Here is a 22,339-nt window from a genome sequence, read left to right on the forward strand (position 1 = left end):
CCCTTGGATAACATCTCCAAAAATTTAGTGTAGTTTATTTAGTGACGATGCCCACATAAGTTTTTTATCTAATGGTTCCCTTCCGAAAAATACTTTAATCTAACATGCTGTATGTTTTCATCTGCTTGCAAAATTATTTTTTTGAAAAATATCAGTATCTGTTCAAAACTGACTATTCAACAGTGCATGGTCCATGTTTCGTTAATGTTATGCACTGGGTGTCGTTCAATTTTATAGGTCATCAAAAGCACTTAAAAAGACATGCTGCTTGCTCAAAAAAGGTTCTGTCCCCAACTGGGACAGAACCTTTTCCCTTATTTCAAGTAATTCTCGATGACCCCGCGAACTTCTTTGCCTGTCGCATGTTTATTCACTCTCTTCATCACATACCCCTGGACTTTTCCTGCATCCGAAGGTTGTTCGGCTTCTGTTTCTTCAATCGCATGCTTCACATAAAAATGAAGCTGGGTCGAACTGAGCGTATAATCCTTTTTCTTCAATTTTAGTTTTTTCTCAAGAAAGTCTATCATTTCGTCCTTGATTGTATGGAATGTCGCTTCTTTCTCCTCTATTTTCGCTTCTGCATCCTGATAGAGTTCAATTTTCTCATCTAGATCTTTTCCTGTTTGCAAATCCATCGCCTTCAGCTGTCTAAGGAGTTTCTCTTCTTCACTCAACGCGACGGGGACGTTGACATCATCCACATTGATATGACCCCATCCTCCTTCTGCTTTGTCTGTTATGCGAATCAAGAGGTTTTCTCCCACATACTCAGAAGCATCCCATTCGACTCGACGGTATGTTTCCTGGTTTCTTCCTGTCGCTTGCTTCAGTACTTTTCCATCCGAGACACGGATCAGGGAGACCGATAATTGATCGATATTGTTTCCCCCTCCAATCAGAAAGTCAATCGCTCCATTGCCGCCAAGCTCAAAGACCTGGGATTCTAAAATGCCGGTGGCTGCGTCGCCACCGCTTGATTCAAGGAATCCCCACAGATGATAACGTTCAGGATCTATCTGGTCTTCGGCCTGGGCAAACGGGCCGCCCCAGCCCCAATCGTCCTTCGCTGTGACATGCGCATCCGAGAATGTCTCTCCTTCTACGATGTTCCAGCCCGATAAGTCACCGGTTTGGAAATCATGGTTTTCAAGCTCGCCATGTGGTGGGACCGTTTCAGTTTCTTTTTTATAAACAGGGGCAGTCTCCCCGAAGGCACCGTTCATTGTCCAGACATCCATGGACACAATCTCTGGGTCGCCTCCTTCACTCCATAGCTCTATGCCAAGCGCATCATACCTTGTGGGATAGACGCGAGAAGTGATGCTCTTCTGTCCATTGGCATATGCTTCAACCATCGAACGATCTAAATAAAGATGCAGCTGCCAACGGTCACCGTTCAATTTCAATTCTCCATCTTGGACGCCTTTACTCACATCCGGGTCCATGCTTGATTGATTCCTGTCGATCGCAAACCTTTCTTCCGTGGTATCGTAATACACGAGCGTTTCTTCTTCGCCGTTTTCACTCTGACGTACTTTAATCCCCACTTTATCCGCTTGTTTCGGATCGATGTCTAAGATGATTTCAAGCATGTCGCCTTCCACATCCTGAATCATTTCATTCGCTTCTTTCATTCCTTTGTTTTCAAAGGATACCAGTGACTCCCCTCTTAAAGATTCCAGTTCCTGTATCGGCTGCAATCCGAGATCGTTGTTGTCTCTCAAGGAAAGTTCCACAGGCAGTCCAGCATTGTGCGCCCAGCCTGCATCATAATGTTCTTGCTCGCTTCGTTTGTCTTGAGCAATGCTGAATAAAATCGGCGTTCCGTCTTCATCCACCATGCCGCTTGGACCTGTGAAATGCTCGCCATAGTCGAACATTTTCGGTTCTTCATGATCCGGAACAAACGCTAAGTTTTCCTTATCCCACGTGCCTACCCAGTAGAAGGTATATTTGACATTATGCGGGCTGTATCCATCGAACCATGGGTTAATAAAGAACGCATATTTTTCTTCTCCGGATTCATCTTTTCCGAGCGGAAGAAAGACGGGTAGTTCCCATACATCCCCCGTTTTTGGATAGGCTTCTGAATCTCCGGTAAAGAAAGGCTTCTCGTAAGTCCAGTTTTCCAAATCCTTTGAAGAATATAGCAGCGCCGTTCCACCTACTTGATCAATTCCTGAACCCATCAGCTGATACCAAGTGTCTCCATCTTTCCAAACAAATGGATCTCGGAACTGTCCGTACATCACTTCACCCTCTTCTGCTGGAAGGTTTTCTTCCTGTACCGTTACGGGTTCATCAAGCATGCGCCATTCCTTCAACTCAGGATCACTTGGGTCCTCACTAACGGCAAGCCCCGTCATTTGATTCGGGAATTTACTGTCATCCCCTGCCGTGAAGAATAAAACCGGTTCCCCGTTTTCATCGAGCGTTGCACTGCCGGACCAAACCCCGTCTGGGGCCACCGTGCCCGCGTCAGGTGCAAGAGCCGTAGGAAGCTCTTCCCAATGCACCATATCTTCACTAACCGCATGTCCCCAATGAATATGGTGCCAATAAGGTCCTTGTGGGTTCTTTTGATAGAAAATGTGATATTTTCCCTTGTAATAGATCGGTGCGTGCGGTTCGTTCATCCAATGTTCCGGAGGCATAAAATGATATTGTGGTCGATGCTGATCGCCGTCATAACGCGTGCGGTCCCAGTCCATCGATGGTTCAGGGAGCGTTTGACCGTCGAAGTTCTTTACCATTGACTGATACTCTTGCTGAATCTCTTCTGCAGTCTTCGCCTCATTTGCAATTTTCACTTCATCCATCAAACCATTGAACATATTGGCCTCAAACACCCCATTAATCAGTGCTGCCTGGTTGTGTTTTCCAATTAATAGGTCTTCACTGGAAGCTGTTATCCTTCCATTGGGGGTTTCTGTCTGGCCGACGAGCTCTCCATTCAAATATAGTTTCATCGATTGGTCATTCCGATCGAAAGTAGCGGCCACATGGGACCACTGATCCTTTTCCAATCTTTGTTCAGGCGTAGCGGAAACCTCTTGCCACTCACCGTTAATGCCTGCCTGGAAGGAAAGTTTCCCGTGACGGCCCATTCCTAAAATAAACCCTTCCCCTTTTGACTCATCATGCTGGTTGACGATCGCTGATATTTGATTAAGATCTCCCCACTCATACGCTCGTGGAGCTACCCATCCTTCTATCGTAACGGCATTTTCGGGCTGGACAAATTGTTCGTCCGCATGCGTCACCCACGTGGAATACCCATCAAATAACAAAGCATTTCCTACCAACCCAGGCTTCCACAACGGATCAGAGGATGCTTTATACTCCGCGTTATTAAATACGTACTGCACAGGATTGGACTCTCCACTGACTTCCTCTTTCGTCACCTTTCCTTCTTGTTCATCAAATGACCAGTGAGCAAGCGGACCGGTTTGCTTCACTTGGAAGTCGTCTACATTGATATGTCCCCACCCTTCTGTAGAGTTGTCTACAATTTTCAGATACACTTCTTCTCCTAAATATTGCGAAGCATTCCAAACGACTTTCGAATATTCTTCAGAGTCGTTCCATTCGGTATTGGTTGCCTTCAACAATTCTTGATCATCTTCCGCCCGTACAAGGGCTACATACAAGTCGTCAGGGTCGTTTCCTCCACCAATCAAATAAGAAATCTTCCCTGTTCCAGATAAGACAAACGAAGAGGAACGCAGGACGCCGGTTTGCCCGTCGCCACCGTCTTTAGCGCCCCAAAGATGGTAGTTACCCTCATGGTTGAACGGGCCTCCCCAGCCCCAATCCGTATCCTTGGTTACGTCAGCCGGGCTGAAAGCATCTCCCTTAACGACGGTCCATCCTGTTAAATCACCCGTTTCAAAACCACCATTCTCAAGATCGTCTCTGATCGGCTCTCCTTCTGCATACACCTGAAAATCATCGACGTTAATATGACCGAATCCACCACTATGGTAATCTACGACTTTCAAGTATAGAGTCTCACCAAGATAGGCACTGGCATCCCAGGAGACGCGGCGGTATTTCTCGTCGTTCGCGCCTGTTGCTTTGTAGAGTTCTTTCCCGTCTGACGCTCGGACAAGAGCTACATACAAGCGCTCCTTATCCTGCCCACCTCCGATCAAGAATTCAACCTGCCCTTTTCCGCTTAATTGAAAAAGATCCGATTGAAGCGTTCCAGTCCGGAAATCGGAATCACTCACGTTCTCGGAAAAACCCCAGAGATGGTACTTTCCTTCCTGTTCAAAAGGTTTGCCGTCCCAATACGTTTCTGTTTGAGAAACGCCGTGGGTGAAGGCACTTCCGCTCGCCGTCCATCCTGTTAAATCGCCCGTTTCGAAATTCCCATTTTCCAAGGTGTTCGGAGCGTCTTCAGGAATCGTCGTTTTCATTGGTTCCACGTTCGCCTTGTTCAAATTCGTAACCTTCAATTGACTAAGATACGCCTCTCCTCCAGTACTGAACATTTCCAGCGTGGAAGGGGAATCTTCTCTGAATATCTGGTCTGTCAGAACGGTCGTCCCTTCATTCCCGAACAATTCCACAGACGATCGATCCAGAAGGATTCTCATCTGAACTTTCCCGTCCTCCACTTTCAGCGGTGCTTCATGGACGGCTGCAAAATCAGCTGAGAAGTCACTCTCCCCTGATGAAGTCCGGTCCACTGCGATCTTCTCCTCCTCTGTGTGATAAACAATCTTAGTCGATTGATCGTTTTCGTTCCTCAACGTAAACCCAAAGGAATCCGCAGAGGACTGAGTGATATCAAAAGAAGCGGTTATTTCAAGCAAATCATTGACAGAATCGCCGAGCGTCTGACTTCCTTCTTTCACTACTTCATCCTTTCGCTCTACGGTTTCTCCTCTCAGCTGTTCAAATTCAGCTACAGGCTGTTGTTGGAGCTGGTAGCTTCCATCTTCTGTTGTACGAAGATTCAATTCCCGCGGAATTGACATTGCTCCACGGAAGTTTTCCGTCGGTATGTCCTGCCCATACTGCCAATTATTCATCCAGCCAAGCAAAATCGTCCGTTCTTCTTCTTTCGGCAGGTTATTCCACGTTACTCCAGCATACATGTCTGCTCCATAATCTAAAGGAAGCGGTTTCATTTCTGTGGAAAAAGATTCTCCATTGAAATTTCCCACGACATACTCCATACCAGAACCGCCGGCTGAAGAACCTTCACTCACACTCATCGTGAGCGCCCATTTCTTTTCATTTTCATCTCCGTCGACCGACAGTTCTACAAGATCCGGGCACTCCCAAACCCCTTTAGCATCTGCCGGACGTTCGAAGGTGTCGGTATGCTGCCAATCTTTCAGGTTATCAGATTGGTAAAATTCGATGCTCTGCCCTGCGGACACGACCATGATCCATTGACCTGTTGCTTCATGCCAGAAGACTTTTGGATCTCTAAAAACATCCGTACCTTCGGGCATTTCCATGACCGGATTTCCTTCATACTTCGTCCAGGTTCGTCCTTTATCATTGCTGTATGCAAGGCTTTGAGTTTGGTGTCCTGCTTTTTCATGAGTGAAGACAGCGACCATAGGCGCTTGATCACCTGTTTGGAACCCTGCCGTATTCTGTTTATCTATGACTACACTCCCTGACCAGATATACCCTTTTTCATCCGGATACAACGCAATAGGGAGCTCCTCCCAATTAATTAAATCCTTGGTGACCGCATGCCCCCAATACATCGGGCCCCAATGATTCCCCGTTGGGTTATGCTGATAAAACAAATGATATTCCCCGTCATAATAGACCAATCCATTCGGATCATTCATCCAATTTTCAGCTGGTGAATAATGAAATTGTGACCGGTATGGATCAGGCGAAGTTCCTTGACTCTCCTGCGCCCCCTCCTCAGCCATTGGATAGGTCGGAAACAAAGCCATGATTAAAATCGCAATCGTCAAAACGGTGGTGGACCGACGAATCACATGTCTCAAATAATCTTCCTCCTTCTAAATTGTAAGCGCTGTCAAAAAAGTGCGCTGATTTTTAACGCATAGAAAACCCGTCTGTTCTTGCATCCAGTCAGACGGGCTTGTGAGCTTCTTGTTGAAAAGGAAATAAAAGTACGGTTAACAGTAAGATGATATTGACGGAATACAACGGCAGGATGCCGGGTATGAACCGAATACACAAGAGCAGCAGAACAAATCCAGCGATAAAAGAAAGCAGCCGCCCAGGGTAAAGCAGGAGCAGATGAAGGGCGTTTTTTAAAGCTTCTTTTGCCTTCATTCCATGACTGAGAGGGTTGAACGTTAAGATAGCCGTCATCAGCACCCCTCCCCCCAGAAACACGGTACCGCTGAAGAAAAGATAGAACCATATTCCTGTGAACTGAAGACTTGTATAGATGTTGACCCCTAAAAGGCTCAGTACAACACACGTACTTAGGCACACTACATTCGCAGAAAGAAAAGAGCGTTTATAAATGTTCCAATAAAACGCTGCCGGAGGAGGACGCCTATCTGCCATCCACTCTCTCAATAAAGCTACACAGGCGGTAGAAGCAGGAAAGATACCGAAAACTCCTCCACCCATCAGTGTAAAAGCGATCCACAATACATTTAAAATCGCAAGCCGCATCAACCAGTCACAGACAAGGTAGATGAGGTTCCCCGTACCTTTCATCTTTATCCTCCTTTAAGCGTTTGGATTCCAGATCGATCTCATTTCGAATATCAACGAGGCTTTCACCTCTACCGTTCCGCGGACAGATTCCATCTTTAACTTAGCTTCATAATTCGCTGCCGGTAAGTATAAATTCGTCATGCTTATTTCTCCATCCCCAAGAAAGAGTTCGACCGAGGAACGGTCACAGATGAGCTTAAGATGGAAGGACGAAATATCACGATTCAAAGGTGCCTTACACGTACAAACATATTCCTTTGAGAAATCAAGCTCCGCCCTGTCCCTTTGAACGGATATCACATTTTTTTCGCGATCAATTTTAACCTTCAGACCTGCGTCCTGCTTTCCAAATAACCGACCTTCGAATACCCCTCCTTTTTCAACTTCTACATCTAATTCCCATATAAAAGGAGAAGCAGGCTGGGATAGCTCGGTGGACTGCTGTTCCTTAAGAAAGCAACGCTTATGCTCCCTTCGTTTTTCTATCAATCTTGTAAGCTCTGCGATCGGCTTCTGTATCAGGCGTTCCTGACCTTCCACCATAGTTAACGTCAATTCCCTTGGGATCGTCATCGCACTTCTCCATGGATCTGTTGGCACATCATTAGCGTATTGCCAATTGCTCATCCAGGCAAGAATCACCCTTCTCCCAGGAATATCGGAAAAGGACTGTGACGCATAAAAGTCTTTTCCATAGTCAAGCCAGCGCACCGTTTCTTTTGTTTGATGAGGAACAAAGTGCTTGCCATCAAAGGACCCGATAAAATATTGCGTGCCAGATCCACCTGAAGGAGCGCCTGCATCAATCCCGATTGGCAGCACCCATTTCTTTTCCCCAGACGTTTCATTCGTGAGAGGGAACAAATCAGGACATTCCCAAACACCTTCTTGTTCGCCCCATCCTTCTCCGAATTCACTAGCATAGGTCCACTGCTTCAAATCAGGCGAGGTGTAGAATTGAACTTTTCTCCCTGCAGCAAGTACCATCACCCACTTTTCTGTATCTTCATGCCAGAAAACTTTCGGATCACGAAAGTCCTTGATACCTGGGTTTTGAATCACCGGATTTTCGTCATATTTCACCCATGTCCGTCCACGATCCTTACTGTAGGCGATGCTCTGCCTTTGTAAATCTCCATCTGCGTGTGTAAAAACAGCAACAAGACCCGGTTTTCCATCGAAAAAACCACTCGTATCCTTGTGGTCTACCACAGCACTCCCCGAAAAAATCATGCCGAGATCATCTGGATAGAGGGCTACAGGAAGATGGTCCCATACGATTAGATCCTTACTAACAGCGTGGCCCCAGTGCATCGGACCCCACTGTTTACTATCTGGATGATATTGATAAAAGAGGTGATATTCCCCTTCAAAGTAAACAAGTCCATTAGGATCATTCATCCACATTTGTTCGGGGGTGAAATGGATGTGAGGCCGATACCTCTCCTGATAATACCCATCCGTCATCAACGCCTGGTTTTGAATCATATGTTATGGCACTCCTTCCAACAATATTGAATCTTTCATATCAGGCGAAGTTTATTTCGCGTGACATTTGAGTGAAAATCATTTAGTTTTTTGAACCTGTGTGTGTTAACCCTTGTACGTAATACCTTTGCAGGAAAGCAAAAATCAACAGCATCGGCACAGTGGCAATCGTTAAAGCAGCCATCACTTGTCCCCACTTAATTGGTGGTTCGTTCATAAAATACTGCAGTCCAATCTGGATGGTACGCATACTTTCATCCGAAGCGACAACAAGCGGCCAGAGGAAATCATTCCAGTGGTTGATAAATAGAACAATCGCCACAGTAGCGAATACTGGTTTAGAAAGCGGGACAATGATCCGGAAGAAGATTCCGATTTGAGAACACCCATCAATCTTGGCTGCTTCCTCCAATTCCTTAGGAAAGTCGAGAAAAAACTGGCGGAATAAAAAGATAGCAAACGCATTGGCGATAAACGGAACAATCAAACCAGTGTAAGTATTCACCCACCCAAGGTCATACACCAAAACGTAGAGAGGTAAAAAAATACTTTCTGGCGGGATGATCAGGGTAGCTATAATGACGCCAAGCCAGAAACCAGCCAGTGGAAAACGAAACCGTGCCAGGGCATAACCAGCCATTGAATTGACAATAAGCCCAAAGACAATGATGCCTGTTGTATAAATCAAGCTGTTTAAAATGTACTTCATAAGGTCGACACGTTGAAAAGCTGCGATATAATTGTGGAAGTATCCCCCTTCGACTTCACTCGGAGCCGGCGGCAGAAAGGCTTTCAGTGATTTCATATCCCTGAAAATTTGAAATTCATCTTTCAACGATGAAACAAGCATCCATACTAAGGGAAAGAGAAAGATGAATGTGAGTAGAATCAAAGATACATATAAGACGACTCTCTGAATCCTTTTCTTTCTTTTCATAGCTTTTACCCCCTCTCCTCACGAATGAGCACACGCTGAATAATGGTTATGGTAAGGACAATCAGTGTAAAGACGACGGCCATAGCTGAGGCATAACCCACATCTCGATAGTTGAAGCCCGTTTCATAGATGTGATAGACCAGAGACTTGGTAGACCCAAGCGGTCCTCCCTGTGTCATAATCATCGGCTGAACGAGTAATTTAAAGGCAGCAATGCTGATCGTAATAAAAATGAACAAGGCAATGTTTTTTAAACCTGGCAGCGTCACGTGTAAAAACTTCTGCCAATTGCTTGCTCCATCAATATCTGCCGCTTCATATAAATGGTTCGGAATGTTTTGAAGGCCTGCCAGGAAGATCATCATCTGGAAACCGGCCCCTTGCCAGACAGACATGACAATGATGGAATTCATGGCCTGATCAGGGCTTGTAAGAAAGGGTTGTGGAGAAATCCCTATAAGTCCGAGCAGCTGGTTGATTAAACCTTCGTTTGGATTGTACATAAACGTCCAAAGAATCGAGACCACAACCAAAGACATCACGACAGGCGAGAAAAAGGCCGTTCGGAAAAACACGCGGAACTTTAATTTCTTATTAATGAGCAAGGCAAGCCCTAACGCGACCGCCAGCTGAACAGGAACGACAATGACAGAAAAGTAAACGGTATTCCAAAAGGCTTGGCGGAATTGAGCATCCTGCCATATATAAGAGAAATTCTCGAAGCCGACAAATGAAATATCATCCGGTTTTAAAATATAGAAATCTGTAAAGCTATAATAGAAAGCAGCTCCCATCGGATACAAAAGGAATACGCCCAGAAGAATTAAGGCAGGAGCTAGAAAGAAGTATCCTGTCATCGCTTCTTGGAATGCCTGCGACTTTCTTCTTTTCTTCCTCTTTGGCGGCACCTTTTTGATCGATGATTCAGATGGATCCTTATAATCATCATGAACAGGCAGTTGTTTCGCAGAAGAACTATTCCCTTTCATATTGGTTCACCCTCTCTTTCAAACCCGTGGACGACCGGTTTTTAAAAATCGGAGGGAGCCTGCAGCAACTCACAGGCCCCGACCAATCATCGTACTACTCTTCAAAACGTTTCAATTCACGCTCGACACGTTGAACCTGCTGTTCCACCACACTCTCTACATCTTCTCCTAGAGCAGCGGCGTGGAAGGATTGAGCAAACGCATCGGTCAATACTGGATAAGCAGGTGTAGCCGGGCGGGCATGGGCCGTTTCAAGGACTTGTTCCTTCATAACGCTCCATGGAAGCTCATTGAATTTCTCCATGTTTTCGAAGGCAGACTTCTGAGCAGGCGGCATGCCTGTAGCTTTCGAGATTTTGACGGTGGCTTCTTCATTCGTCATCCACTTCATAAGCTCGACAGCTGCTTCAGGATTTTCTGTATTATTTGTGACAGCATAAGCCATGCTTCCGGATGGAGAAACTTTTTCATCTTTGAAAGGGTACGGCATCATCCCCCAGTTCAAGCCTGCGTCTTCAGCTGAAACTGCAATCCATGGACCGCCTAAAGCAAGAGCTGCATTTCCTTCTTCAAACTGCATTTCACCAGGACTGTCTGTAACAACACCTTCAGCAAATAGTTCTTTCACATAGTTTAAAGCTTCAATGGTTTCAGGACTATTTAAATAGCCATCCACTTTCGTACCGTCCTCGGAAATCAACGCGCCCCCATTAGACCAGGCAAGCGGTGCACCCATAAACGTCAGCCATTCACCAACACCGTAGTTCATAAATAAGTTCAGTCCATAACGGTCTTCGTTCGTCAGCTTCTTAGAGTTCTCCATCAATTCATCCCACGTCCAGGCTTCTTCTATAGAATCAGCCGGCTCAATCCCTGCTTCATCCAACAAGTCTTTGTTGTAATAAAGCATGACGGAAGCTTCCATTGCCCCTAAGGAGTATAATTTGTCGTTGTATGTGCCCTGTTGGATAATCGAATCTACATATTGGCTTTTCGTTTCTTCGTCAACATAATCATCAATCGGCTGAATCACTCCAGCTTCAGCAAAGCTCGAGACATAAGGGCCATCGACTGCCATCACATCCGGCAGGTTGCCTGCTACAAGAGCAGCGTTAATACTGTCACTGTAAGCACTTGCTCCGTCATCAATGATAACTTCTGCGTTCACATGGATGTCGTCGTGCTCTTTGTTGAATGCATCAATTAATTCAATGTACGCATTTGTTTCCTCTTCACCCGTTTGATGAATCCAAAAATCAAGCATGACATCTTCATCACCTGTAGCTTCAACACTTGTATCAACGGCCCCGGTCTCCACCGTGTCACTTGTTGCATTCTCCCCCGCACTGCCACTATCTTCTTCTGAATTAGCGGAACTATCATACGAACAAGCCGCAAGCATCAACATTACAAGAATTCCTGCCAACAAATACGATAATTTTTTCATCCTCCGTACCTCCCATTTGATAATTGAACGCAAAACAACTACCCACCAATTTCATATAAACGTTTACGTAATCGTTTACTTTATGGTTAAAAAGAGAAGGCTCTCGTTAAAAAGAACCTCTCTGTACCAACTCTGAATCGAGCATGACTTCTGTGTATTCCTCTTCTGACCCATTTATTCTCTTAAGCAGTTGCTCAACGGCTACTTTTCCAATCTCAAACGCCGGCTGCCTGACGACCGATAAAGGAGGTGAAGTGATCTTCATCCAATCATAATCGTCATATCCTATGATGCCGATTTCCTCAGGAATTTTAACCTCACGTTCCTTAAGGTAAAAAACAGCTCCCATCGTCATAACATTATTTGCAACAAACAAAGCAGATACTTCTGCTTCATGAAGTTCTCTTGCTAATTGATAGCCTTGTTCAAATGTGGCTGGTCCCTCTTTAATAAACTCTTTCCTTACGGGGACCCCTTTTTCTTCCAGCGCTTGTTTATACCCTTTTAAGCGTTCATCACTAGTAGTAATTCCAAGGGTTCCTGTAATAAAGCCAATCCGCTCGTATCCTTTGTTAAGAAGAGCCATGACAGCTTCATAGGACCCTCGAAGGTTATCAGCTAGAACTATATCTCCTTCAATACCGCTCGGATGACGGTCAATATAAACGACGGGATAGTCTCCTTTTAATTCCTTCTTATAGGCAGAATCTTTCCCATTTACAGGCGCCATGACCAATCCGTCAATCAATTGCGTATTAAAAACACGAATTTGATCTTTCTCAGTTCCTTCATCTTCATTAGAATTACTAAGTATTAAGTTATACCCGTTATCTTTCAACACCCTTTCAATCCCATTCGCAATACTCATGAAAAAGAAATTGGATGTATCTTCTGCAACTAGCGGAACCAATAGTCCAATCGTATTCGATTTACGGCTTCGGAGACTTCTTGCGATTCGGTTAGGCTGGTAATTCAAATCCTCCATCGCGAGGTACACTTTCTGCTTGGTCTCATCTGCTACAAATCTGGTCTCATTGATCACATGAGATACGGTTGCTGTAGATACTTGGGCTTTTTTTGCGACATCTTTAATGGAAACCATGGTTAATCCTCATTTCTAAAACCACTTAATCGTTTACGTAATCGATTACTTTAAGTAGACTATACTATTTGTAAGCGTTTTCGTCAATGTGTTTTTTTAAATATCCTGCTATTTTTCGTCTTATCCAACAGAAATATCATATCCTAGAACTTTAACTTATCCATCACTTTACTTTTCAGATACAAAATATTCTGCATTCACAAAGAATAGGGTTCCAAAGAAAAATAACATGATTATGACCAACTTAGGATAGCTGAATAATCACCTTTACACCTCTGGCAAAACTGTACCATTGATTTAATTGTTCTAACGAATAAACGATAAGAATGAAGAATAAACCTAATTTAATAAATTTCTAGACAATAAGAATAACCAAGGGCTAACTAAAAGTAGAGCGCTTAAATACATATATTTGCGTTTACCAAGCCCCATTGCTATTACCCAACTAAACAAACCACATAGAAATGTCATCATTAGAGTCGTAATAATTCCATACTCCTGAAATAAAGGCATAATGAAAGACAAAATACCAACGCTTACTACAATCCAATACATTATGTAAGGAAATTTTTTAGTTTCCATTTATCTTCTCTCCTTTCAAAAATTCATATTTCCTTCCTAATAAACTGCTGAAGAGTTGGATATCAAGTACCCTTTTTTTTGCTGAATAATCACTACTCACTTCTAAGAAGTTCATGAGACCCCTTCAATTTTTAGTTGTAATTAAATATATTAATATATGATTTGAGCATTATACTTAATAAAGTGAAACAGTCCTATATGGAAAGAAATTTAGTTTTAAACATTTCTATAATATCTGATATAGTAACATTTTCTTTTTACAACATCCTCTCACAGATCCTGATTTCTTTTATTACATCAGTATAAATAAATAGTATTTAAAAATAGGAATAAAAGTGAATGGTGGCGGGTAGGTAAGGAGTAGTAAAACACCATGAGGAGGATGAATCAAATGGAACACAGAATTTCACATAGAAATATGGATGAGTTATTGAAAGGACTTGAGGATGATTATGTAAAAGCAGTCAGAGGTAATGAGGCGACGAGTGTAGAAGCATTCGTTGAACAATTTTTATACGATTCCTGGGATTATAATGATCAAAATATAGATACAATTAAAACCGTAATGAGCCGTTACTCTCAAGGGGAAATCTATGAAACAACCTTTAGTGGCGCTTTCAATGAAATGGTGGATCATGTGCAGGATAAATTGAAAGAGCTTGACTCCGACAAAGAATATCCAGTCATACAAGATGGTCAAGGCGCTTCTATAATTATCGCTTTTGTTGATGGTCTGGTGATTCAATACTTTACGGGGTGTTGTACAGCGGACCAGCTAAGAGAATCGGTTCCTCAGCATAAAAAGATCCTTTTGCAGGCGCTGCGAACGGAAAAATAATTATTCCAAGAAAATATTGCACTAATACAGAAGCTCAGAAAGGTTGAGATCAACTTTCCGAGCTTCTGTTTGTTTTCTCCAGGCTTAACCTGGTTAGGTTGGTACTCGAATACGAAGAATATGGGGATATGGAAAATACGAGGCGGTTCTTATTCTTAAAGATGATGAAGTAAGTTGTTAATCTGAAGTTGTTGTTTCTTCCACTTCTAATGAACTTTCCTCATGATTATCAGGAGGAATATTTACAAAAATTATTCCTAGTACAATTAGAGCCAACCCTATTACCCCAATAAAACTAAGTTTTTCTTTCCATATTAATATCCCGAGTAAAGCTGTACCTGCTATACCTACTCCACACCAAGTTGCATAGGCAACACTTAAAGGTATAGATTTAAATGCCAATGATAAGAAGTACAAAGCCGTACCAAACCCAACAACACCTCCTATTGCAGGGAATAATCTCGTGAAACCATCCGATGCTTTGAGCATTGCGCTACCAAACACTTCAGCAATTATGCCTATAGCCAAGTAAACATAGGCCATACAATATACCTCCTTCTATGAGTACATCATAGATTCTAATGTGTCATTTTTTTAATGGGAGTACTTAATTCTTTCCCGAATTTTTCTTCCATTAACTAGTTATTAGAGAAGGAGACAGATTAGTATGGGCCTTGTGAAAAAATACTAAGCAGAGGCTTCCAAGTTCATGGTATTCTTTTCCATCATGGCTCCTACTATGATCCCTGCAAGACAAACCATCATGACAACCGGAATGATAAAGAATTGCAAGTCCGGCCAGATGATGAGCCCAAGGCTGCTCCCAATCATCATAAAAATAGATGGAAACACGTAGGCTTTGGTGTGGTACAACCAGGCAAATGGAAAGAAATGCCCCGCCGTAATGATCGCAATTGTGAATGGTAAAGCTGACGGATCAGTTAAATATATGTAAATCGTCAAAGGAACCATTACAGCAGGTGTAGAAGCGAGAATTCCAGAAAGCGAAGATAGAGGGTTTATCTTACGAAACAACTGTATTTTCATTAGTTTCGCAATCCACATCCCTACTGGGAGCAGCATCCCTGTTCCATATAAGTAAATCACAGAAAGCAGTTTTACATTTTCAATGAAAAACCCTAATCCCAGCATTACTGCCCAGTAAATGAAAGCACTATAAAGAATCGGAATTCCCCGCTTGTTGTGCTGTGCTAATTCTTGTCTTGCCTGTTCAATATTCATATTAGCCTCCTCTGGTTTATTAAATATATTTTTTTAGTAATTCTAACTTGGGCATTCATTCATTTTTAATCATACTCTCTGCAAAAAAGGTCTTCTATTATGATATGTTTCATATCTTATCTTCTATAACCACTAACACTTCCCCTTTAATATCTATTTGCCAGTGCGAAAGATTTATTGGTCCTTACTATCCCCTCCATCACTTTAGTAAGATGACGAACCTTAGAAGACAGCAGGAACTACCAATGATAAAATAGATAATAAGAAAGTATTCCACTTTTTACTTGAATGCTTCTGGGCATAGTGAGAAGATAGGATTCTTTTAACTAGTAAAAATCGAATTTATTCTGAGGGGGACTGAGCAATGGACCGGAAGGAAAGAGATGAGCAGGTCATTCACCAATACAAACAGGATGAACAAAAGATGATTCTAATTTTTGCTCAATGGTGTGTAAACAATGAGTTGGATCCTTTTGAAGTATATCGAAAAGCTTATCCAAACCAGCCAACCAATACTGCCCTGGAAGATGCCGCGGAACTAACACTCCCTCCAACGGAAGCCCATCAGATCTCTGTAGAAACTTTATTAGAAGTCTTATCTTTATTTGGAAATGATGATCTGGCCTTTGCAGTTAATGAGGAATGGAGCCAATTGGAACGGAAAAGTAATCAATAACCTACTAATAATGTGTCCAGTTCCTAGGTAAAAAAAACATTTTGCCTATCGATTTGTTAAAGGCCCCGTCGATCTCCAACCTGGCCTTTTTAAGGTTAATTTAATATAAAAATAATCTAAGCAGACAATCTAATAAAGCCCTCCTAAATTAACTATAGGAGGGCTTTTCATTAATTTTCAGCTGGAATTTGATTTTATTAATTAGTAGGTAGATGAACGGCTACTTTTTTAATCTGATAGTGATCCGTTTCAAGAATCGTCCAGTGATATCCTTCTTTTTCTAATTTCCCCTGGGGCAGAATATCCACAAGATGCATTTGCAGCCAGCCCCCGATCGTATCAATTTGTTCTTTTTCTGGAAATAAAACACCTAATGCTGTTTCTATATCAGAAAGCAGTGTTTTACCATTCAAATGGTAAATACGATCTTCTACTTTGTTAATATCTCTCGTTTCATTTGAGTCGAATTCATCACGAATCTCTCCTACGATTTCTTCCAGGATATCTTCCATCGTTACCATGCCAGCGCTTCCCCCATATTCATCCAGGAGCATTGTGACGTGAACTTGCTCTTTCTTCATGTTCATGAGCACTTGCTGAACAGGTGTACTTTCAAGCATGAAAGGTACGGGCTGAATGTACTGCGCAAGCGAAATATGGTCCCCACTGCCATAATCTAATAATATCTTTTTAACGTTTACAAATCCGATGATCTTATCTTTGTCTCCATCCTCTGATACGGGGTATCGAGTATGTTTATATGTTTTAACAATATCCATGATTTCTTCATGTGTCATATCTTTAGTTAAAGTAACCATTTCGGTACGAGGTACCATAACATCTTGAGCTACGCGTTCATCGAAAGTGAAAATCTTCTGCATATATGTCAGTTCTGTTTGGTTAATTTCGCCACTTTGATAACTTTGAGCCATTATAATTTTAAGTTCTTCTTCGGAATGGGCTTGTTCATGCGCCGCAGGTTCAACGCCAAAGATACGAAGAAACGTCCGTGCAGACCCATTTAACGTCCAAATGAACGGAAACATGAGTTTTCCAAACCAGTAAAGTGGAGGTGCTAGTAACAACGTCATCTTTTCTGCAAATTGGATAGCCAAAGTTTTTGGTGCCAATTCACCGATAACTACGTGTAAGAAAGTAACCAGGGAGAATGCGACCACAAACGAAATAAAAGCTGCCAGCCCCTGCGATACACCAAGATTATCAAATAAAGGATACAATAGTCTCTCTACCGTCGGTTTTCCTAACCATCCAAGACCTAATGCCGTGACGGTTATACCGAGTTGACAAGCAGAAAGATAATAATCAAGTTCCTGAGCTACTTTTTTTGCTTTTACTGCTTTTTTATTCCCTTCATCGATTAACTGATCTAACCGGGAAAGTCTCACCTTCACCACAGCAAACTCTGATCCTACAAAAAAAGCAGTTAATACGATTAAAAGCAGAACTAAAAGCAAATTCGTTACGAGTATAATGTCCAATAAGTCCCCTGAAAAACGGGGATTCACCTCCAGATTTTTTTAAAGCTTAGTAAATATTATTACAATGTTACCTATTAAATCACTTCCTGATTAAGAAAGTTGATGCATAGTGGTTAATTCATCCGTATCTGTGCATTTCATGTTCTTATCTATAACCAGTCTTGTTTGAAGTTGATAAACTTCCCCTTGTTGCAGGGGTGGAAGATCGGGCGGTACCTGGTAGTAGAACGGTACCTCCATATGTTCCTTCGGTTTGATAATTTGAGCCATAAGTCTTGTAACCACCGGAGCTACAAACTTTGCTTTTTTGCCGTTAGATACTTTAACAAGATCACATTCCAGGCGTTGGATACGGTGTTCTGTCCACCCACCGTATAAAGAAAATACCCCTTCAATTTCACTTGATTTTTGAGAATCAAGAATGAGATCGATTTTAGGACGTCCTAACCTTAAGTAATTTACCAATAGCTTTCTCAGTTTGAATGCCTCCTAAAAAAATTTCACAGCACTGACTTATCCATTTTAACTTTACCACGGGAACCTGAATGTTTCTCCTATTAATACAGTTTAAAAAAAGACCCTCACCGTGTGTTGGTAAAGGTCTTGGTCTCACAATGTGTAATCTCCTACCTTTACCTGAAATGGCAAAGGTCTCGCAAACAACACTAGGTTGCCAGTTTAGCCGGTGGCCTTTAGACCACGTATTGTCGACATAACTGTAAGCTACTCCCCTTTGGAGTATGATTAGCTCTTTTGAGCACAGTTTATACTCATAAACTGTAAGATTATCATACAACAGCCTTACATAACCGTCAATTAGTTAAGCTTGGAAAAGGAAAAATTTATAAATGAGTCCTACCAATTTTTCTTTGAAGGATAATAGTTTTCATTATTCCGGGTACTTAATTCTTTTCATCAATCTTATCCCCTTCTGCCTGGTAAAGAAGAATATACGGAAGCACAAATGTCACAAGTACAAGTGCACATAAAAAAAAGGTTGCAAACCACTCAGCCAACAAAAGCACAGCAATAAAGAAACAAATCAGGATGACCAAAGGGACAATGTAGGCATAAACCATTTCTTTCCCTCCTTATGCACATCTTCCGTTAGCTTCTCCGGTGAAGAATAAATTCATTCCCTATTCCTAACACTAATTTGAAAAGCAAGCGACTACTACGGAACCTATAAGGAGCATGCTGCCGTGAAGAATAAAAAGCAAGGGAATGAGGATATTCCAACACAAAGTCAGAGCCTAAAGGAACTGGTAAATCAACTGAAGCACTCTAAAGACTTTAAGGAATATCAGCTCAAAGGAAAAACTAATAGTGTGCTCTTTTACTTTGAAACCCTTGTTGATCCAAAAACGCTCAACAAGCTGATTCTGCAGTCCATAAAGAGTCACTCTTTTCAAACTTTGGAGGATATGGAAGAAACCATTCCTGTCGAAGGTACGTCCATAACGGGTGATATTTCAACGATAAGAGATAAAGTGATGCTCGGGCATGTGGTCATTGGACTGAAAGGTTCGGATAAAGAAGTTCTTCTTGTACCTGCACCGTCCGAAGAGTCGAGGAAAGTTAGTGTTCCTGAAATCGAATTCAGTGTAGTAGGACCTAAAGAAGCATTTATAGAATCATTGGACACGAATATCAACCTTGTCCGCAAACGTCTTCCCCTGCCTCAATTCACGGTGAAAGAAATGACGGTAGGTAAAATTACCAAAACGAGGGTGGCCGTTCTTTATATTGATGGGATTGCCAATGTTGAAAACGTAAATACGGTCACTCAACGACTCAATAATATAGAATTCGACCAGATTAATGATAGTTCATATATCAGTCAAATGCTCGCCGACAACTCTCATTCGCCCTTTCCTCAAATTTTAGATACGGAAAGACCAGATCGAGTCACAGGTTCTTTAGTGGAGGGAAAGGTAGCCATCATGGTGGATGGATCTCCTCACGCTTTGACGTGCCCGACTACGATTATCGAGTTTTTTTCAGCAACCGATGATTACCTTTCACCTTGGCCGGTAGCTTCTATTTTCCGGTTAATTCGCCTATTTGCAGTTTTCTTTTCGGTTCTTAGCACTCCGCTTTATGTGGCTATCTTAACCTATCACCATGAGATGATCCCGGATGATTTATTATCGACGATCATTTCTTCAAGAGCCGATATCCCTTTTCCGCCAATCATCGAAGTGATTATCCTGGAACTAGCGATTGAGCTGCTTCGGGAAGCAGGAGCCCGGCTGCCAACTAAGGTTGGACAAACGATTGGTATTGTCGGAGGTATCGTCATTGGTACAGCAGCGGTGGATGCAGGCTTAACCAGTAACGTCCTTTTAATCGTTGTCGCTATATCGGCACTTGCCTCGTTTACCACCCCCATTTACCAAATTAGTAATACGATCCGTTTAATTCGTTTTCCCTTTTTATTGGGAGCGCAAATGTGGGGACTTGTCGGGGTCTCAATGGTCATGGTCTTCTTTATCGGACATTTAATTAAGCTGACTTCCATTGGCCGTCCGTTCTTAGCACCTTTGTATCCTTTGAGACTCAGGGACTTAAAGGATGCGTTTATTCGCCTTCCATTTAACAGACAAACAAAAAGACCTATGCAAACACGTACGAATGATCCGCTCCGTTTCAATTCAAAAAGAGCCATAGAAAGGAGGGATATCGATGAATAACTCAGCTGCTCAAATACCTGAAAATTTATTAGTTAGTTCAACCATGGTATTTTTCTTAATTCACTCGATGCAAGTGGGAGTCGGCATCCTTAGTTTTGAAAAATATATTGCGACAGAAGCCGGTTACGACGCTTGGATCTCGATAATCATTGCTGGATTAGGCCTCCACCTCCTTCTTTGGATCATTTATCGTATCCTGCAGGCTGTCGATGGAGATATCGTTTCCGTTCATACGTTCGTTTATGGAAAATATATTGGCGGGGGAATGAATTTTCTATTCAGTCTGTATTATTTACTCCTCTGTGTCACGATTTTAAGAACGTTTATTGAAATTATCCAGACGTGGATTTTTCCACAGCTCCCTTTATGGCTATTCGCATTTATCTTCATTCTGCTCATCTACTATTATGTGGAAGGTGGTTTTCGGGTGATTACAGGGGCCTGTGTGACAGGGGCCATTCTAGGAATAACTCTCCTATTATTTAAGCTTTTTCCTATTCAATATGGAAATGTGCACAACGTCTATCCGTTAATCGACCACTCCATTCTTGAACTATTAGCCTCTACAAAAAGCAGCATCCTCGGCTTTATAGGTATAGGATTGTTATTTGTTTACTATCCTTTTATTAAAAATAAAAATGAATCTAAGAAGTGGGCACATTTCGGGGTGTTTTATACCGTATTGATCTATTTAGTGACCGCCATTGTTGCGTTCATATATTATAGCGAAGAACAGCTAGATAAAATTATCTGGGCAACCATATCTCTTTGGAAAATTATTAACATTAGTTTTATCGAGAGATTCGAATACCTCGGGATTTCCATATGGTTATTCTACATTATTCCAAGTCTTTGCCTCTGTTTGTGGGCAGCGAGCAGGATTCCAAAAAGAATGTTTAATATAAAACAGCGTTATGTACTCTGGGTTTATAGCATAATCCTTTATGTTGCGATCTTTTTCCTGGAAGATCGTAGAGCTATTGATCGATTAAATCATTTCACTAGTGAGGTTGGTCTTTACTTCTTTATGTATATTCCCGTGTTGTATCTATTGGTGGTTATTATAAAAAAAGTGAGGAATCGTCATGAAGCGTAACCCCATATTTCACAGCTTACTGGTTCTAATCCTTTTCCTTACAGGGTGTGTCCCTCATAAAAGTATTGAAGATGCAGCCCTAGTAGATATCGCCGCTTTTGACCTTGGGGAGGAAGAAAAAATCAGAGGGACCATCCTAATTCGCCAATTTCCTCAGGGTGAGGCAGGAGGAGTGGAAGAAAAACATATCAGTGCTGTTGGAGAAAATGTACAGGAAATTCACCGTAATGTAGAACGTAAATCATCCAAGCCTTTAAGGATGGGTAAAGTGTCGATGATTTTCTATGGAGACGAACTTGCAAAGAAAGATATTTCGAGCTATATTGACTTCCTTCATCGAGATCCTGACATCGGAAGAAATGTGTACTTAGGGGTTGTAGCCGGAAACGCTGAGAAACTAATTAAAGGAGAGTACAGTAAGACAGAACCAACAGGTCAATATATAAAGAAGCTTACGGAACAGAATACGACTAAATATATTCCTACACAGAATCTACACGAATTTTTGTATGCCTATTATTCTGATGGGATGGATCCCTCTCTTCCTTTTTTCCAAAGAGAAGGGGACGAGATGAAGTTAGCAGGCTATGTATTTTTTGATAAGAAGAAAATGGTTTATTCGATCCCTTTCTCAGAGGCGTTTGTTCTAAAGTTGTTAAGTCAGGATTTTAAAAACGGCTTACAGTCCATTGAGTATAAGGACCATCAAGTCGTTCTCGAAAATATCGGGTCTAAAGTGAAATACAAAATTAAAGGTGACAGAAATAACCCCGAATTTCATATTAACCTTAATGTCAAAGGTATGATTGGGGAAATCGTTCCTAAAGATAAAAAGATATATACTAAAGAATTAGAAAAAGCATTCGAAGACTATTTTACAGAACACGCAACGCAGCTTATACAAGAATTCCAGGAGAATAATATCGACCCTCTGGGTTTAGGCGAAGTTATTAAAAACCGTCGCGGAAATTTCGATCCAGACAAATGGAAAGAGGAGTACCCAGATGTTCCTGTGAAAGTGAACGTCTCCGTTCGGATCCTCGAGAAAGGAATTGCAGGCTAAGTTGATTCA

18 protein-coding genes are annotated in these 22,339 nt (G+C 42.1%); 5 read left to right on the forward strand and 13 right to left on the reverse strand.

Annotated features, from left to right (window positions below; genetic code table 11):
- Positions 1-314 precede the first annotated feature (314 nt).
- The 8 genes from ACTWPM_RS02500 to ACTWPM_RS02535 form a co-directional block, all read right to left on the reverse strand.
- Positions 315-5,978 (reverse strand): GH32 C-terminal domain-containing protein, encoded by a 5,664-nt coding sequence (locus ACTWPM_RS02500; RefSeq protein WP_443131611.1) that lies wholly within the window; start codon positions 5,976-5,978, stop codon positions 315-317.
- A 97-nt stretch (positions 5,979-6,075) separates the two neighbouring features.
- A complete protein-coding gene (locus ACTWPM_RS02505; RefSeq protein ID WP_443131484.1) occupies positions 6,076-6,678 on the reverse strand; it encodes a YesL family protein in 603 nt (200 codons plus the stop codon).
- A gap of 12 nt (positions 6,679-6,690) precedes the next feature.
- A complete protein-coding gene (locus tag ACTWPM_RS02510) occupies positions 6,691-8,166 on the reverse strand; it encodes a glycoside hydrolase family 32 protein (protein ID WP_443131485.1) in 1,476 nt (491 codons plus the stop codon).
- Between the two features lie 82 nt (positions 8,167-8,248).
- Positions 8,249-9,103 carry a carbohydrate ABC transporter permease gene (locus ACTWPM_RS02515; RefSeq protein ID WP_443131486.1) on the reverse strand — a complete coding sequence of 285 codons (855 nt, stop codon included), beginning with the start codon at positions 9,101-9,103 and terminating at the stop codon, positions 8,249-8,251.
- A gap of 5 nt (positions 9,104-9,108) precedes the next feature.
- Positions 9,109-10,092, reverse strand: coding sequence for a carbohydrate ABC transporter permease (locus ACTWPM_RS02520; protein WP_443131487.1), 984 nt, complete (start codon positions 10,090-10,092; stop codon positions 9,109-9,111).
- 94 nt (positions 10,093-10,186) lie between these two features.
- Positions 10,187-11,539: an extracellular solute-binding protein gene (locus ACTWPM_RS02525; RefSeq protein WP_443131488.1), complete on the reverse strand. Its 1,353-nt coding sequence runs from the start codon at positions 11,537-11,539 to the stop codon at positions 10,187-10,189.
- Between the two features lie 106 nt (positions 11,540-11,645).
- Positions 11,646-12,641, reverse strand: a complete 996-nt coding sequence (locus ACTWPM_RS02530; RefSeq protein WP_443131489.1) for a LacI family DNA-binding transcriptional regulator — start codon at positions 12,639-12,641, stop codon at positions 11,646-11,648.
- A 339-nt stretch (positions 12,642-12,980) separates the two neighbouring features.
- The gene (locus ACTWPM_RS02535) at positions 12,981-13,223 is read right to left on the reverse strand and encodes a hypothetical protein (RefSeq protein ID WP_443131490.1); all 243 of its coding nucleotides are present in this window, start codon (positions 13,221-13,223) and stop codon (positions 12,981-12,983) included.
- 391 nt (positions 13,224-13,614) lie between these two features.
- Here ACTWPM_RS02535 and ACTWPM_RS02540 point away from each other — a divergent pair, with 391 nt between their 5' ends.
- Positions 13,615-14,061 (forward strand): hypothetical protein, encoded by a 447-nt coding sequence (locus ACTWPM_RS02540; protein ID WP_443131491.1) that lies wholly within the window; start codon positions 13,615-13,617, stop codon positions 14,059-14,061.
- Positions 14,062-14,238: 177 nt separating this feature from the next.
- Here ACTWPM_RS02540 and ACTWPM_RS02545 read toward each other — a convergent pair whose 3' ends face one another.
- Together ACTWPM_RS02545 and ACTWPM_RS02550 are read right to left on the reverse strand one after the other, a co-directional pair.
- A complete protein-coding gene (locus tag ACTWPM_RS02545) occupies positions 14,239-14,604 on the reverse strand; it encodes a DMT family transporter (protein WP_443131492.1) in 366 nt (121 codons plus the stop codon).
- Positions 14,605-14,748: 144 nt separating this feature from the next.
- A complete protein-coding gene (locus ACTWPM_RS02550) occupies positions 14,749-15,303 on the reverse strand; it encodes a DUF7010 family protein (RefSeq protein ID WP_443131493.1) in 555 nt (184 codons plus the stop codon).
- A gap of 364 nt (positions 15,304-15,667) precedes the next feature.
- On the opposite strand from ACTWPM_RS02550, the gene ACTWPM_RS02555 reads away from it, so the two are divergent.
- Positions 15,668-15,979 carry a hypothetical protein gene (locus tag ACTWPM_RS02555; RefSeq protein WP_443131494.1) on the forward strand — a complete coding sequence of 104 codons (312 nt, stop codon included), beginning with the start codon at positions 15,668-15,670 and terminating at the stop codon, positions 15,977-15,979.
- A 197-nt stretch (positions 15,980-16,176) separates the two neighbouring features.
- Here the strand turns inward: ACTWPM_RS02555 and ACTWPM_RS02560 are convergent, their stop codons facing one another.
- From ACTWPM_RS02560 to ACTWPM_RS02570, 3 genes are all read right to left on the reverse strand, one after another.
- The gene (locus tag ACTWPM_RS02560; RefSeq protein ID WP_443131495.1) at positions 16,177-17,478 is read right to left on the reverse strand and encodes a hemolysin family protein; all 1,302 of its coding nucleotides are present in this window, start codon (positions 17,476-17,478) and stop codon (positions 16,177-16,179) included.
- Positions 17,479-17,568: 90 nt separating this feature from the next.
- Entirely contained in the window at positions 17,569-17,943 is a 375-nt protein-coding gene (locus tag ACTWPM_RS02565) for a sporulation protein (RefSeq protein WP_443131496.1), read from the reverse strand.
- A gap of 437 nt (positions 17,944-18,380) precedes the next feature.
- A complete protein-coding gene (locus tag ACTWPM_RS02570; RefSeq protein ID WP_443131497.1) occupies positions 18,381-18,557 on the reverse strand; it encodes a hypothetical protein in 177 nt (58 codons plus the stop codon).
- A 123-nt stretch (positions 18,558-18,680) separates the two neighbouring features.
- Here ACTWPM_RS02570 and ACTWPM_RS02575 point away from each other — a divergent pair, with 123 nt between their 5' ends.
- From ACTWPM_RS02575 to ACTWPM_RS02585, 3 genes are read left to right on the forward strand one after another with little or no spacing between them, the layout of a single operon-like run.
- Positions 18,681-20,171 (forward strand): spore germination protein, encoded by a 1,491-nt coding sequence (locus ACTWPM_RS02575; protein WP_443131498.1) that lies wholly within the window; start codon positions 18,681-18,683, stop codon positions 20,169-20,171.
- Complete coding sequence (locus tag ACTWPM_RS02580) at positions 20,164-21,267, forward strand: GerAB/ArcD/ProY family transporter (RefSeq protein WP_443131499.1); 1,104 nt, start codon at positions 20,164-20,166, stop codon at positions 21,265-21,267. Before ACTWPM_RS02575 ends, ACTWPM_RS02580 begins: the two co-directional genes overlap by 8 nt.
- A complete protein-coding gene (locus ACTWPM_RS02585; protein WP_443131500.1) occupies positions 21,257-22,330 on the forward strand; it encodes a Ger(x)C family spore germination protein in 1,074 nt (357 codons plus the stop codon). The genes ACTWPM_RS02580 and ACTWPM_RS02585 overlap by 11 nt, the downstream gene beginning before the upstream one ends.
- Positions 22,331-22,339: the final 9 nt, after the last annotated feature.

The sequence above is a fragment of the Halobacillus sp. K22 genome, assembly GCF_052246795.1.
In the GTDB taxonomy this organism is placed as follows: Bacteria; Bacillota; Bacilli; order Bacillales; family Halobacillaceae; genus Halobacillus.

Bases quoted from the DNA above. Each gene is read 5' to 3' on its own strand.
- ACTWPM_RS02505 (WP_443131484.1), bottom strand. From the start codon at position 6,678: ATGAAAGGTACGGGGAACCTCATCTACCTTGTCTGTGACTGGTTGATG.
- ACTWPM_RS02585 (WP_443131500.1), top strand. From the start codon at position 21,257: ATGAAGCGTAACCCCATATTTCACAGCTTACTGGTTCTAATCCTTTTC.
- ACTWPM_RS02580 (WP_443131499.1), top strand. From the start codon at position 20,164: ATGAATAACTCAGCTGCTCAAATACCTGAAAATTTATTAGTTAGTTCA.
- ACTWPM_RS02515 (WP_443131486.1), bottom strand. From the start codon at position 9,103: ATGAAAAGAAAGAAAAGGATTCAGAGAGTCGTCTTATATGTATCTTTG.
- ACTWPM_RS02510 (WP_443131485.1), bottom strand. From the start codon at position 8,166: ATGATTCAAAACCAGGCGTTGATGACGGATGGGTATTATCAGGAGAGG.
- ACTWPM_RS02535 (WP_443131490.1), bottom strand. From the start codon at position 13,223: ATGGAAACTAAAAAATTTCCTTACATAATGTATTGGATTGTAGTAAGC.
- ACTWPM_RS02525 (WP_443131488.1), bottom strand. From the start codon at position 11,539: ATGAAAAAATTATCGTATTTGTTGGCAGGAATTCTTGTAATGTTGATG.
- ACTWPM_RS02540 (WP_443131491.1), top strand. From the start codon at position 13,615: ATGGAACACAGAATTTCACATAGAAATATGGATGAGTTATTGAAAGGA.
- ACTWPM_RS02545 (WP_443131492.1), bottom strand. From the start codon at position 14,604: ATGGCCTATGTTTACTTGGCTATAGGCATAATTGCTGAAGTGTTTGGT.
- ACTWPM_RS02520 (WP_443131487.1), bottom strand. From the start codon at position 10,092: ATGAAAGGGAATAGTTCTTCTGCGAAACAACTGCCTGTTCATGATGAT.
- ACTWPM_RS02555 (WP_443131494.1), top strand. From the start codon at position 15,668: ATGGACCGGAAGGAAAGAGATGAGCAGGTCATTCACCAATACAAACAG.
- ACTWPM_RS02570 (WP_443131497.1), bottom strand. From the start codon at position 18,557: ATGGTTTATGCCTACATTGTCCCTTTGGTCATCCTGATTTGTTTCTTT.
- ACTWPM_RS02530 (WP_443131489.1), bottom strand. From the start codon at position 12,641: ATGGTTTCCATTAAAGATGTCGCAAAAAAAGCCCAAGTATCTACAGCA.
- ACTWPM_RS02550 (WP_443131493.1), bottom strand. From the start codon at position 15,303: ATGAATATTGAACAGGCAAGACAAGAATTAGCACAGCACAACAAGCGG.